Raw genomic sequence first — 14435 nt, 5'->3', positions numbered from 1 at the left:
ATGAACCAACCCTTAGCATACGTGCACCCAGGTGCAAAAATTGCAAAAAATGTCGTTATAGAACCATTTGCAACTATTCACAATAATGTAAAAATAGGAGAGGGTACTTGGATTGGTAGTAACGTTACCATTATGGAAGGAGCCAGAATAGGTAAAAATTGCAATATCTTTCCAGGTTCTGTGATTTCTGCTGTCCCTCAAGATTTGAAATATAATGATGAAGATACCACTGTTGAGATAGGCGACAATGTTACAATAAGAGAATGTGTAACCATTAATAGAGGTACTGTTGATAGAATGAAAACGGTTATTGGTAACAACTGTTTAATAATGGCTTATTGCCATATTGCACACGATTGTATTGTAGGTAACAATTGTATCTTTTCTAATAACAGTACACTTGCAGGACATATCACTGTTGGAGATTATGTTGTTTTAGCAGGTATGACAGCTGTTCATCAATTTGTGTCTATAGGAAATCACGCATTTGTTACTGGAGGTTCTTTAGTTAGAAAAGATGTGCCTCCATATGTGAAAGCAGCACGAGAACCTTTATCTTATGTTGGTATTAATTCTGTTGGATTAAGAAGACGCGGTTATACCACAGAAAAAATAAGGGAAATACAAAATATTTTCAGAATATTATATCAAAAAAATTATAATACTACTCAAGCTTCAGAAATTATTGAGGCTGAAATGGAAGCGACTCCAGAACGAGATGAAATTCTTCAATTTATTAAGAATTCGCATCGTGGAATCATGAAAGGATACTTTAAATCAAATTAATTATATGGCAACGACAAGTGATATTAGAAACGGGTTATGTATTCGTTACAACAATGATATTTATAAAATAATAGAATTTTTACACGTAAAACCAGGTAAAGGCCCTGCGTTTGTAAGAACAAAAATGAAAAGTGTTACTAGCGGAAAAGTATTAGATAATACCTTTTCAGCAGGTCACAAGTTGGAAGATGTTCGTGTTGAAACTCATAAATTTCAGTATTTATATAATGATGGTGAATTTTATCATTTTATGAATGAGTCAGATTACACGCAAATTAGATTACTTGAAGCAGCTTTAGACAGACCAGATCTAATGAAAGAAGGCGAAGTTGTTACAGTTTTGATAAATACAGAAGATAACATGCCGCTTTCTGTAGAAATGCCAGCTAGTGTTATTTTAGAAGTAACACATACAGAACCAGGAGTAAAAGGTAATACAGCAACAAATGCGACTAAACCTGCAACAGTAGAAACTGGGGCAGAAGTTAATGTGCCTTTATTTATAAATGAAGGCGATAAAATAAAGGTTGAAACAGATAAAGGTACTTATAAAGAACGCGTTAAAGAATAACTTTTGAAGTTTCCAAAGCCAAATACTTTAAAACAAATAGCAGCTTTAATTGATTGCGAATTTGTTGGTCATGAAGATTTTCCTGTTCTAGGAATGAATGAAATTCACGTGGTAGAACCTGGGGATATCGTTTTTGTTGATCATCCTAAATATTATGATAAAGCGTTAAATTCTGCTGCAACAATCATTTTAATCAATAAAGAAGTAGATTGTCCAGAAGGTAAAGCATTATTAATTAGTGATGATCCATTTAGAGACTTTAACAAGTTGACAAATCATTTTAAGCCTTTTAAAGCATCTAATGCTTCTATTTCCTCTTCAGCACAAATAGGAAAAAACACTGTTGTTCAGCCCAATTCTTTTATTGGGAACAATGTAGTTATAGGAGACAATTGTGTTATTCATTCTAATGTTAGTATTTATGATGATGCGATTATAGGTAATCATGTAACAATTCATGCAGGAACCGTTTTAGGAGCCAATGCATTTTATTACAAAAACAGACCAGAAGGTTATGATAGACTGAAATCAAGCGGACGTGTTGTAATTCAAGACAATGTAGATATTGGTGCTAATTGCACTATAGACAGAGGAGTTTCAGCAAACACTATTATAGGAGAAGGTTCTAAACTAGATAATTTAATACAAATAGGACACGATACTATTATTGGTAAAAAATGTTTGATTGCATCACAAGTAGGAATTGCAGGTTGTGTAGTTATTGAAGATGAAGTAACTATTTGGGGACAAGTAGGTATGACAAGTGGAATTACAATAGGTAAAAAAGCAGTTATTCATGCGCAATCTGGGATTAGTAAATCTCTAGAAGGAAATAAAACCTATTGGGGAACACCTGCACAAGAAGCTAGATCTGAAATGAAAGAAATGGCTAACATCAAAAGGATTCCTGAAATATTCGAATATATTAAGTCAAAAAAATAGAATAAATAATATAAAGTATTTTCAAAAAAAGTATTTTTGCGAAAGCTTTTCAAAAAATAAAAGATAAACAAATGAGTGTTTTAGTAAATAAAGATTCAAAAATAATAGTTCAAGGTTTTACAGGTAGTGAAGGTACATTCCATGCAGGTCAAATGATTGAATATGGAACAAACGTAGTTGGAGGTGTTACACCAGGTAAAGGTGGCCAAACACATCTAGATAAACCTGTTTTTAACACAGTTCTAGAAGCTGTAGAAAAAGTTGGAGCAGATACTACTATTATTTTTGTACCGCCAGCATTTGCTGCCGACGCTATTATGGAAGCCGCAGATGCAGGTATCAAAGTTATTATTACAATTACAGAAGGTATTCCTGTTGCAGATATGATTACTGCTTCAAATTATATAAAAAATAAAGATTGTAGATTAATTGGTCCAAACTGTCCTGGAGTAATTACTCCTGATGAAGCAAAAGTTGGAATTATGCCAGGTTTTGTTTTCAAAAAAGGAAGAGTTGGTATTGTTTCAAAATCTGGAACATTAACCTATGAGGCTGCAGATCAAGTTGTAAAACAAGGTTTAGGTATTACAACAGCTATCGGTATTGGTGGAGATCCAATTATTGGAACGACAACAAAAGAAGCGGTTGAATTATTAATTAACGACCCAGAAACAGAAGCGGTTGTTATGATTGGAGAAATTGGAGGACAATTAGAAGCAGATGCTGCTAATTGGTATAAAGCAAGTGGAAGTAAAAAACCTGTTGTAGGGTTTATTGCTGGTGAAACTGCACCTGCTGGTCGTACTATGGGACACGCTGGTGCTATTGTTGGTGGAAGTGATGATACTGCACAAGCTAAAAAGAAAATTATGAGAGCTTGTGGAATTCATGTAGTGGATTCACCTGCTGAAATTGGTAAAAAAGTAGCTGAAGTTTTAGCTTAGAATATAAAATTCGAAAATTAAAACCTTACAAATAATCTTGTGAGGTTTTTTTATTTGAAGCCATTTGTATTTGTTATATTTGAATTTAACAACTTTTATAATAACTAACCAAAATATAAAATGAAATTATTAGAAGGAAAAACAGCAATAATAACTGGAGCCAGTAGAGGTATAGGCAAGGGGATTGCTCGAGTATTTGCAGAACAAGGTGCAAATGTTGCTTTCACTTATAGTTCTTCTGTTGAAGCAGCAAACGAACTAGAAAAAGAATTAAATGAATTGGGTGTTAAAGCCAAAGGTTATAAAAGTAACGCTGCTAGTTTTGATGAAGCTCAAAAACTCGCTGATGATGTCGTGGCAGAATTTGGAAGTATTGATGTTTTAGTAAATAACGCAGGTATTACAAAAGATAATTTATTAATGCGTATTACCGAGGAAGATTTTGATACTGTTATTGCTGTAAACTTAAAATCGGTTTTCAATATGACTAAAGCGGTTCAAAGAACCATGTTAAAACAACGTAAAGGCTCAATTATTAATATGAGTTCTGTTGTTGGTGTTAAAGGTAATGCGGGACAAACCAATTATGCTGCTTCTAAAGCTGGAATTATAGGTTTTTCAAAATCTGTAGCACTAGAATTGGGTTCTAGAAATATTAGAAGTAATGTGGTTGCTCCAGGTTTTATTGAAACTGAAATGACTGCTAAATTAGATGAAGAAGTTGTAAAAGGTTGGCGAGCTGCTATTCCATTAAAACGTGGTGGAACACCTGAAGATATAGCAAATGTTTGTGTGTTTTTAGCAAGCGACATGAGTGCTTATGTTACCGGTCAAACTTTAAATGTTGATGGTGGAATGTTAACTTAATTTTTAGATTATCACCTTGAGCACAGCCTAAAGGTTTTTAAATGCAAACAGAAACTCTATTATATATTATACTTGCTGCAATTGTCGCACTTTTAGTTGCACTTTTTCAGTATATTAACAAGAAGAAAAGCATGTCTAAATTAAACATGCTTTTTTCCTTTTTAAGGTTTATAAGTGTGTTTTCTGTTTTACTTCTATTGATAAACCCAAGTTTCGATCAAGTTAAGTTATCTATTGAAAAACCAAATTTAGTTATTGCAATAGACAATTCAAGTTCAATAAAGCATCTAAATCAAAATGAACAAACCTCTAAATTCATTGAAAGCTTAACTAATAATCAAGATTTAAAAGAAAAGTTTAATATAGAACTATATACTTTTGGTGAGTCTTTAAAAACTTTTGATTCATTGAGTTTTTCAGAGAATCAAACCAATATTTTTAATGCATTTAGTCAGCTAAGTCAAGTATATAAACAAACCATTTCGCCTACGCTTTTAATTACAGACGGTAATCAAACTTATGGAAATGATTATCAATTTATTACAACCTCATATAATCAACCAATTTATCCTATAGTTCTTGGGGATACTATAACACATACCGATTTAAAAATTGAACAATTAAACGTTAATAAATATGCTTATTTAAAAAACAGGTTTCCTATTGAGGCAATACTTGTTTATAATGGCAGTGATAATATTAATTCTAATTTTATTGTTACAAGAGGTAATTCGACGGTTTATTCTAAACCTATAAGCTTTTCTAAAGAAAATAATTCGAGTGTCATTAATTTTACCTTGCCCGCAAATGCAGTGGGTGTTAGTAATTTTAAAGCGACACTGGTACCAATAGAAAATGAAAAAAACAAGATTAATAATTCCAAAAATTTTGCAGTTGAAGTTATTAATGAAAAAACAAAAATTGCTGTTGTAAGTGACTTAATTCATCCAGATTTAGGAACACTTAAAAAGAGTATTGAAAGTAATGAACAACGCTCGGTAACGTTTTTAGATTCAAAAAATATAATCAACCAAATAAATGATTTTCAATTAGTTATATTGTATCAGCCAAATAATAAGTTTAATAATTTAATATCGCTTTTAGATACTCAAAACAAAAACAGATTTGTTATTATAGGTAAAGAAACCGATTTAGATTTTATAAACAGAATTAGCAAGACCTATGATTTTAAAATTACAAATCAAACTGAGAATTATCAAGCAGAATTAAATTTAAATTATTCGCCTTTTATAATAGAAGATATAAATTTTGAGTCTTTTCCACCATTACTTTCAAACTATGGAAGTGTTATTTTTTCTGTTCCTTTTGAAACTATTTTAGATAAAACTCTAAATGGTGTTTCGATTAATGAACCTTTACTGGCAACTTTTGAAACTAATAATAGGAGAGAAGCAGTTCTATTTGGTGAGAATATTTGGCAATGGCGCGCTCAAAATTATCTGAACACAAAATCTTTTAACGAATTTGATAACTTTATTGGGAAAGTTGTACAATATTTAGCATCTAATCAGCTTAAAAGTAGATTGAATATTGATTATGAATCGTTTTATAATGGCATTAGTAATATTGTAATAAAAGCTGAGTTCTTTGATAAAAATTATGTTTTTGATACGCGTGAATCTTTGATTATTACTGTTATAGATAATATTTCAAAAGAACGAAAAGAATTTCCGCTTATACTAAAAAACAACAATTATCAGGTAGATTTAAGTAGTTTGCCTGCATCAGAATATAGTTTTACTGTTAAGGCATCAAATGCAAATATTTCTAAATCGGGTAATTTTCAAATTTTAGAATATAATGTAGAGCAGCAGTTTTTGAGTGCAGATGTAACAAAGTTGAAGCAACTGGCTACTAACAGTAATGGAAAAACTTATTTTATTGATAATACAAGTGATTTGGTAAGTAATCTATTGGACGATAATAGATACACACCAATTCAAAAAAGCAATAAAAATACCATACCTTTGATAGATTGGAAATACCTACTCGCAGTTTTAGCTTTAAGCCTAGGATTGGAGTGGTTTTTAAGAAAATATAACGGATTAATTTAAACTAAAATAAATAATGGAAAAATTACCAAAAATCGCATTACCTTTTATAATTGTAGGCATCATATTAGTTGTCTTATTAGCAAAATCTGCAGTTACAATAGGTTCAGGAGAAGCGGGAGTACTTTATAAAACATTTGATAATGGTGTTGTAACAGATGCTCCACCTTTAGGAGAAGGCTTTCATATTGTTGCACCTTGGAATAAAGTAATTGTATACGAAGTGCGTCAACAAGAACTTTTTGAAAAAATGAAAGTATTATCATCAAACGGGTTAGAAATTCAAATTGATGCTTCTGCTTGGTACGAGCCTGTTTACAATGATTTAGGAAACCTACACCAATCTTTAGGTGAAAATTACTTAGACAGAGTAATTAAACCAGCTATTCGTAGTGCTGCACGTAGTGTTGTTGGACGTTATACGCCAGAGCAATTATATTCTAGTAAGCGTGATGCTATACAAGATGAAATATTTGATGAAACTAAAAAGATTTTAGCAAAGCAATACGTACAATTAAATGAAGTATTAGTTAGAGATGTAACTTTGCCTAATACAATTAAAGATGCGATTGAGCGTAAACTTAAACAAGAGCAAGAATCTTTAGAGTACGAGTTTAGACTGGTAACTGCTGCTAAAGAAGCTGAAAAAGTAATTATTGAAGCCGAAGGAAAAGCAGAGTCAAACAGAATTTTAAGTGCTTCTTTAACTGATAAAATTTTACAGGACAAAGGTATAGATGCTACTATGAAATTAGCAGAATCACCAAATAGTAAAGTTATTGTTATTGGTTCAGGAGATAGCGGATTGCCTATTATTCTTGGAAATCAGTAGAATTAAAAATTAAATAATTCAACTATTTATCAATTCTTTTAAATTTTAAACAAATAATTCAATTTAAAATATATAATTTTCAATTGTTACAAGAAAACTAAGTATAATTTGGAATTATAAATATAAATTATAGATATTTGTAGAAACAAAAACAAAGTCATGACTTTTATTCAATTACATCATCATTTTCATATTTGCTCTCAAGCGAACTGAAAATGTATTGAATAAAATCAACATATATTTTTAAACCCGTTTGAGACAATCAAGCGGGTTTTTTAATTGTAAACTCTAACTAGGTTGTTTCAAACTCATAACAAAACAAAATGAGTAAATTAAAAATTGCAGTTCAAAAATCAGGACGATTAAACGAAGAATCACTAGAACTACTTAAAAATTGTGGTATTTCAATTGATAATGGTAAAGACCAACTAAAAGCTAAAGCACGAAATTTTCCTTTGGAAGTATTGTATTTGCGTAATGGTGATATCCCTCAATATTTACGTGATGGGGTTGTAGATATTGCTATTTTAGGAGAGAATACTTTAATTGAAAAAGGACAAGATTTACCAATAAAAGAACGTCTTGGATTTTCAAAATGTAAAGTATCTATAGCGGTACCAAAAAGTTTAAAATATGATTCAATTAAAGATTTAAGAGGTAAAAAAATTGCTACTTCGTACCCAAATACAGTAAATAAATATTTTGAGGAAAAAGGTGAGAAAGCCGATATTCATATTATTAATGGTTCGGTTGAAATTGCACCTAATATTGGTTTAGCTGATGCGATTGTTGATATCGTTTCCAGCGGAAGCACCTTGTTTAAGAATAATTTAAAGGAGGTTGAAGTGCTCTTTAAAAGTGAAGCTGTATTAACATCAACCCCCGAATTATCAAGCGATAAACAGGAGATATTAGATAAGCTTTTATTTAGAATTAAATCGGTATTAAAAGGTAGAGAATCTAAATATGTGCTGTTAAACGCACCAAATGATAAACTAGATATAATTATAGATATTTTACCAGGTATGAAGAGTCCAACGGTACTGCCATTAGCAGAAGAAGGTTGGAGTTCGGTACACTCTGTAATTAGTAAAAATGAATTCTGGGATGTTATAGATGAATTAAAGGCTAACGGAGCTCAAGGTATTTTAGTTTGTCCTATTGAAAAAATGGTGCTTTAGTGCTGAACTTGTTTCAGTATCATTAAAATTGAAAACATGCAAATCATAGATAATTCAAATAAAGATAATTGGGAAGACATTTTAAAGCGTCCTACTCAAACTGTTGACGATATTGAAGCTACGGTAATTCAAATTTTTGATGAAGTAAAGCAAAAAGGAGATGATGCTATAAAAAAATATACTTCAAAATTTGATGGTATTGATTTAGAATCTAATACAGTTTCTCAAACAGAAATTGAAGATGCTAAAAAGAATGTACCTATTAAACTTCAATATGCCATTAAACAGGCAAAACAAAATATTGAAGCTTTTCATAAGGTACAAAAAACACAAAAAATAGATATAGAAACAACTAATGGGGTACAATGCTGGCAGGAAAAAAGACCTATTCAAAAAGTGGGTTTATACATTCCAGGAGGCACTGCGCCTTTGTTTTCTACGGTTTTAATGCTGGCAATACCAGCACAAATTGCAGGATGCAAAACCATTGTTTTATGCTCACCACCAAATAAAGAAGGTAAACTTGCTCCAGAAATTTTATTTGCGGCACAACTTTGTGGTGTTACTAAAATTATAAAAGTTGGTGGTATACAAGCTATTGCAGGATTAACTTTTGGAACTGAAAATATACCACAGGTTTATAAAATTTTTGGTCCGGGAAATCAATTTGTAACTGTAGCAAAACAGTTAGCAACAAAATACGGTGTAGCGATTGATATGCCTGCAGGTCCAAGTGAGCTATTGGTAGTTGCTGATGAAAGTGCAAATGCATCTTATATTGCTTCAGATTTGTTAAGTCAAGCAGAACATGGTATAGATAGTCAGGTGATTTTAGTTTCAACTTCAAAGCATTTAGTTAGTAAAGTTTCAGAAGAAATTGAAAAACAACTAAGTGTACTTCCGCGTAAAGCGATTGCAGAAAAAGCCATTGCTAACTCAAAATTAATTTATGTAGAAAATGACGAAATCGCCCTAGAGTTAATTAATGAATATGGGCCTGAACATTTCATTATATGTACAAATAATGAAGATTTTTATGTAGATGGTATTGCTAATGCAGGTTCGGTATTTATTGGAGATTACACACCAGAAAGCGCTGGTGATTATGCTTCTGGAACTAACCATACGTTGCCAACAAATGGTTTTAGTAAAGCGTATTCTGGAGTGAATTTAGATAGTTTTTTAAAGAGTATGACCTTTCAAAAAATATCAAAAGAAGGGCTTTTAAATATTGGAAAAACAATAGAGTTAATGGCAGAAGCAGAAGGTTTACAAGCTCACAAAAATGCTGTTTCAATAAGATTAAAGGATTTAAAGTAATGAATATTCAAGATTTAATACGACCGACTGTAAAAGCGCTTAAACCGTATTCATCTGCAAGAGATGAGTATCAAGGTAATAGTAGCGATATGGTTTTTCTGGATGCTAATGAAAATCCTTTTGAAAATGGCGTAAATCGTTATCCAGATCCGCAACAGCGAACGTTAAAAACAGTTTTATCAGAAATAAAAGGAATTCCGACTAATAATACGCTTTTAGGAAATGGTAGTGACGAAGTTTTAGACTTGATTTTTAGAGCATTTTGTGAACCAAATCAAGATAACATCATCATATTACCGCCAACTTATGGCATGTACAGCGTTTTAGCTGGAATTAATGCTATTGGTATTAAAAAAGTGAATTTAACAGACGATTTTCAATTGGATATTGATAAAATATTAGATGTTGCTGATAGTAATAGTAAGGTTCTGTTTTTATGTTCACCAAATAATCCAACAGGAAATAGTTTAAGAGCTAACGATATTGAAACGCTATTAAATAATTTTAAGGGTATTGTTGCTATTGATGAAGCTTATATAGATTTTTCGAATGAAGAAAGTTGGGCAAAAAGGTTAAGAGAATTCCCTAATTTAATCGTAACCCAAACGCTTTCAAAAGCCTATGGTATGGCAGGAATTAGATTAGGAATCTGCTATGCTTCACAAGAGATTATATCTGTTTTAAATCGCATTAAACCACCTTATAATGTTAATGAGTTAACTCAGAAAAAAGCTATTGAATTATTATCTGACAGAAGCATTGCTAAAAATCAAATAGAAAATATTCTAGAAGAACGAGAAACTTTAAAATCTGAATTACAATCAATTGATTTTGTTTCAAAAATATATCCATCTGATGCTAATTTTATTTTAGCTAAAGTTGATGATGCGACAAAACGTTATAATCAACTCATTGATAAAGGGATTGTTATTCGAAATAGAACCACACAACCAGGATGTGAAAACTGTTTACGATTTACGGTTGGAACTCCAGATGAAAATAAAATATTAATTGAAGCATTAAATAATTTAAGTTAGTTTGTCATTCCGCACTTGATGCGGAATCCACAATCAAAGTAATAATTAAATAGATTCCTGCCTACGCAGGAATGACAAAGAGATGAAAAAAGTATTATTCATAGACCGAGACGGAACCATTATTAGAGAACCTGCCGATGAGCAAATAGATGCTTTTGCAAAATTAGACTTTTATCCAAAGGTTTTTCAGTATTTGAGTAGAATTGCTAAAGAATTGGATTATGAAATCGTCATGATTACCAATCAGGATGGTTTAGGTACTGAGGTTTTTCCTGAGGACACGTTTTGGCCAGTTCATAATTTCATATTAAAATGTTTTGAGCAAGAAGGTGTAGTCTTTAAAGAACAGTTTATTGATAGAACATTTGCTAAAGATAATGCGCCAACCAGAAAGCCAAATACAGGGTTGTTAACCAAGTATTTTTCTGATGATTACGATTTAGAAAACTCTTTTGTAATAGGTGATAGATTAACAGATATAGAACTTGCAAAAAACCTTGGGTCTAAAGGTGTTTTTATTAATGATGAAACACATTTAGGAACAGATGAAATTACTGTGAAGCGTGATGAATTGGATAATTATATAGCTTTAGAAACTAACGATTGGGCTAAAATTTATGAGTTTTTAAAAGCCGATGAACGCTCTGGTGGCATAATTAGAAATACTAATGAAACCAAAATTGCTATTCAAATAAATTTGGATGGTACAGGTAAAAGTAAAATTGATACTGGAATTGCTTTTTTTGACCACATGTTAGATCAAATTGCGCGTCACGGTCAATTAGATTTAAATATAAAAGTTGATGGCGACTTAGAAGTTGATGAGCACCACACTATTGAAGATACAGCAATTGCTTTAGGCGAATTATTCAACAAAGTTTTAGGAAACAAACTAGGTATAGAACGCTATGGTTTTTGTTTACCAATGGACGATTGTTATGCGCAAGCAGCTATCGATTTTGGAGGCAGAAACTGGTTAGTTTGGGAAGCCGATTTTAAACGCGAAATGATTGGTAAAATGCCAACCGAAATGTTTTATCATTTCTTTAAATCGTTTACAGATGGTGCAAAATGTAATTTAAATATAAAAGCAGAAGGCACAAACGAACACCACAAAATCGAAGCAATTTTTAAAGCTTTTGCAAAAGCAATTAAAATGGCAGTAAAACGAGATATAGAAAAAATGATTTTGCCATCAACAAAAGGTATGTTGTAATGAAATTAGTGATTATTGATTACGGAGCAGGAAACATAAAAAGTATTCAATTTGCCTTTAAACGCTTAGGTTTTGATGCTGTTTTGTCCAACAATCCAGAGGAGATTAAAGCTGCAGATAAAATTATTTTCCCAGGAGTAGGTGAGGCAAGCAGTGCTATGAAAATGCTTAAAGAAAGTGGCTTAGATAAATTAATTCCAAAATTAAAACAACCTGTTTTGGGTATTTGCTTAGGTATGCAATTGCTTTGTGAATTTTCAGAAGAAGGGAACACTAAAGGTTTGGGCGTTTTTAACACTCAGGTTAAGCGTTTTTCAAATGATGTAAAAGTACCTCAAATGGGATGGAATGTAATAAAAGATTTGAAATCCGATTTATTTAAAGGAATTAAAGAAAACGAATACATGTATTTGGTTCATAGTTATTATGCTGAACATTGCGAGCAAACCATAGCGAAAACAGATTATGGTATCAATTATGCTTCGGCTTTACAACATGATAATTTTTACGGCGTACAGTTTCATCCGGAAAAGAGTAGCTTAGCAGGAGAAAAAATATTGAAAAATTTTATAGAATTATAAATATGAGAATTATACCAGCCATAGATATTATAGACGGAAAATGTGTTCGCTTAACTAAAGGTGATTATGGCACCAAAAAAGTATATAGCGAAAGCCCTTTAGAAATTGCAAAAGCATTTGAAGCTTCTGGTATTGAATATTTACATTTAGTTGATTTAGACGGTGCTAAAGCACAGCATATTGTAAATTACAAGGTCTTAGAACAGATAGCGTCTAAAACAAGCTTAAAAATTGATTTTGGCGGCGGTTTAAAAACAAATGAAGATTTACATATTGCTTTTAATTCTGGAGCTAAACAAATAACTGGAGGTAGTATTGCTGTAAAAGACCCTAAAACTTTTGAAGGGTGGATTTCAAAATATGGTTCTGCTAAAATTATTTTAGGTGCCGATAGTGATCATGGAAAAGTTTCAATAAGTGGTTGGATGGAACAAAGCGAAGAAGATGTGATTCCGTTTATTAAAGCATATCAAAAAAAGAGTATCCAATACGTTATTTGCACAGATATTTCAAAAGATGGTATGCTTGAAGGACCTTCAATTGATTTGTACAAGCAAATTATTTCAGAATGCACGAACAGCAGTAGTGGGCAGTCTATAAAATTAATTGCTTCCGGTGGTATTTCAGATATTTCAGAATTACCACTTTTAAAAGAAATAGGTTGTGAAGGTGTTATTATTGGAAAAGCCATTTACGAAAACAGAATTAGTTTAAAACAATTAGAGAAATATGTTTAAGGGATGTTAACAAAAAGAATTATACCCTGTTTAGATATTAAAAATGGACGAACTGTAAAAGGAATCAATTTTGTTGATTTAAGAGATGCGGGCGACCCGGTAGAACTTGCAAAACAATACGCCGATTTGGGAGCAGATGAATTGGTTTTTTTAGATATTTCTGCTACTTTAGAAGGTCGTGCTACTACTTTAGATATGGTTTTACACGTTGCAGAACAAGTTAATATTCCGTTTACTGTTGGCGGAGGGATTTCTTCTATTGAGGACGTAGATGCGCTTCTAAAATGTGGGGCAGATAAGGTTTCTATAAATTCTTCAGCTGTAAAGCGTCCAGAATTAGTTAACGAACTTGCCGATAAATTTGGAAGCCAATGTGTTGTAGTTGCTATTGATGCAAAACAAATTGGTGATAATTGGAAAGTTCATTTAGCAGGGGGAAGTATACCTACAGAAATTGATTTATTTGAATGGGCAAAAGAAGTAGAACAACGAGGAGCTGGTGAAATTTTATTTACATCAATGAATCATGATGGTACTAAAAATGGTTTTGCAAATGAAGCTTTAGCTAAACTATCTTCATCTTTAAATATTCCTATAATTGCTTCTGGTGGCGCTGGAAATATGCAACATTTTGTAGATACTTTTAAAGAAGGAAAAGCAGACGCCGCTTTGGCTGCAAGTGTTTTCCATTTTGGTGAAATACCTATTTCAGAATTAAAAAAAGAGTTAAAAAAGAACAATATAGAAGTACGGTTATGACAATTAAATACGATTCTAACGGGCTTATTCCAGCAATCATTCAAGATGCTACAACAAAAAATGTTTTGATGTTAGGCTATATGAATGAAGCGGCTTATAATAAAACCCTAGAAAATAAACAGGTAACTTTTTTTAGTAGGAGCAAGCAACGGTTATGGACAAAAGGTGAAGAAAGTGGAAATTTTTTAAATCTTGTGCATATAAAAAATGATTGTGATAATGACACACTTCTTATTCAAGTAAATCCTGTGGGGCCAACATGCCATAAAGGAACCGATAATTGTTGGGGAGAAGAGAATAGCTCTAATTTTGGTTTCTTTTCAACTCTAGAAAACGTTATTACAGAACGTATTGAAAACAAAGACACTTCAAAATCTTATGTGGCAAGTCTATTTTCAAAAGGCATCAATAAAGTTGCTCAAAAAGTAGGTGAGGAGGCAGTAGAAACTGTAATAGAAGCCATGGATAATAATGATGAGTTGTTTTTATATGAAGCATCAGACTTAATGTTTCACTACTTAATGCTGTTACAAGCTAAAGGTTTTACTCTAAAAGATATTGAAAGGGAATTAAAAGGTAGACATAGATAA

15 protein-coding genes are annotated in these 14435 nt (G+C 31.8%); all 15 read left to right on the top strand.

All coding sequences use genetic code 11. The features are described 5' to 3' along the window. The 15 genes from lpxA to hisIE all read left to right on the top strand — a co-directional run bounded on the left by lpxA (position 1) and on the right by hisIE (position 14435). Positions 1-786: an acyl-ACP--UDP-N-acetylglucosamine O-acyltransferase gene (gene lpxA / locus MBM09_RS09985; RefSeq protein WP_238673577.1), complete on the top strand. Its 786-nt coding sequence runs from the start codon at positions 1-3 to the stop codon at positions 784-786. Positions 787-790: 4 nt separating this feature from the next. Next, positions 791-1357 carry an elongation factor P gene (gene efp / locus MBM09_RS09980; protein WP_238673576.1) on the top strand — a complete coding sequence of 189 codons (567 nt, stop codon included), beginning with the start codon at positions 791-793 and terminating at the stop codon, positions 1355-1357. A 3-nt stretch (positions 1358-1360) separates the two neighbouring features. After that, positions 1361-2299, top strand: coding sequence for a UDP-3-O-(3-hydroxymyristoyl)glucosamine N-acyltransferase (locus MBM09_RS09975; RefSeq protein WP_238673575.1), 939 nt, complete (start codon positions 1361-1363; stop codon positions 2297-2299). A gap of 71 nt (positions 2300-2370) precedes the next feature. Beyond that, complete coding sequence (sucD, locus tag MBM09_RS09970) at positions 2371-3243, top strand: succinate--CoA ligase subunit alpha (RefSeq protein ID WP_238673574.1); 873 nt, start codon at positions 2371-2373, stop codon at positions 3241-3243. Positions 3244-3363: 120 nt separating this feature from the next. Then, positions 3364-4110: a 3-oxoacyl-[acyl-carrier-protein] reductase gene (gene fabG / locus MBM09_RS09965; protein WP_238673573.1), complete on the top strand. Its 747-nt coding sequence runs from the start codon at positions 3364-3366 to the stop codon at positions 4108-4110. Between the two features lie 41 nt (positions 4111-4151). Continuing rightward, positions 4152-6185 (top strand): VWA domain-containing protein, encoded by a 2034-nt coding sequence (locus MBM09_RS09960; protein WP_238673572.1) that lies wholly within the window; start codon positions 4152-4154, stop codon positions 6183-6185. A 13-nt stretch (positions 6186-6198) separates the two neighbouring features. Then, positions 6199-7014: a prohibitin family protein gene (locus tag MBM09_RS09955; protein WP_238673571.1), complete on the top strand. Its 816-nt coding sequence runs from the start codon at positions 6199-6201 to the stop codon at positions 7012-7014. A 323-nt stretch (positions 7015-7337) separates the two neighbouring features. Continuing rightward, positions 7338-8195 carry an ATP phosphoribosyltransferase gene (hisG, locus tag MBM09_RS09950; protein ID WP_238673570.1) on the top strand — a complete coding sequence of 286 codons (858 nt, stop codon included), beginning with the start codon at positions 7338-7340 and terminating at the stop codon, positions 8193-8195. Positions 8196-8231: 36 nt separating this feature from the next. Next, positions 8232-9515: a histidinol dehydrogenase gene (hisD, locus tag MBM09_RS09945; RefSeq protein ID WP_238673569.1), complete on the top strand. Its 1284-nt coding sequence runs from the start codon at positions 8232-8234 to the stop codon at positions 9513-9515. Beyond that, positions 9515-10552, top strand: a complete 1038-nt coding sequence (gene hisC, locus MBM09_RS09940; RefSeq protein ID WP_238673568.1) for a histidinol-phosphate transaminase — start codon at positions 9515-9517, stop codon at positions 10550-10552. Before hisD ends, hisC begins: the two co-directional genes overlap by 1 nt. Before the next feature lie 82 nt (positions 10553-10634). Next, positions 10635-11768 (top strand): bifunctional histidinol-phosphatase/imidazoleglycerol-phosphate dehydratase HisB, encoded by a 1134-nt coding sequence (gene hisB / locus MBM09_RS09935; RefSeq protein ID WP_238673567.1) that lies wholly within the window; start codon positions 10635-10637, stop codon positions 11766-11768. Continuing rightward, positions 11768-12349 (top strand): imidazole glycerol phosphate synthase subunit HisH, encoded by a 582-nt coding sequence (gene hisH / locus MBM09_RS09930; RefSeq protein ID WP_238673566.1) that lies wholly within the window; start codon positions 11768-11770, stop codon positions 12347-12349. The genes hisB and hisH overlap by 1 nt, the downstream gene beginning before the upstream one ends. A 2-nt stretch (positions 12350-12351) precedes the next feature. Next, on the top strand, positions 12352-13086 hold the full coding sequence (hisA, locus tag MBM09_RS09925; RefSeq protein WP_238673565.1) for a 1-(5-phosphoribosyl)-5-[(5-phosphoribosylamino)methylideneamino]imidazole-4-carboxamide isomerase: 735 nt from the start codon (positions 12352-12354) through the stop codon (positions 13084-13086). A 3-nt stretch (positions 13087-13089) separates the two neighbouring features. Then, positions 13090-13845, top strand: coding sequence for an imidazole glycerol phosphate synthase subunit HisF (gene hisF, locus MBM09_RS09920; protein ID WP_238673564.1), 756 nt, complete (start codon positions 13090-13092; stop codon positions 13843-13845). Then, on the top strand, positions 13842-14435 hold the full coding sequence (gene hisIE / locus MBM09_RS09915) for a bifunctional phosphoribosyl-AMP cyclohydrolase/phosphoribosyl-ATP diphosphatase HisIE (RefSeq protein WP_238673563.1): 594 nt from the start codon (positions 13842-13844) through the stop codon (positions 14433-14435). The genes hisF and hisIE overlap by 4 nt, the downstream gene beginning before the upstream one ends.

The organism is Flaviramulus sp. BrNp1-15 (assembly GCF_022259695.1).
In the GTDB taxonomy this organism is placed as follows: Bacteria; Bacteroidota; Bacteroidia; order Flavobacteriales; family Flavobacteriaceae; genus BrNp1-15.
Note: the sequence above shows the minus strand (reverse complement) of the source record. Positions and strands in the feature narration are given on the sequence as shown.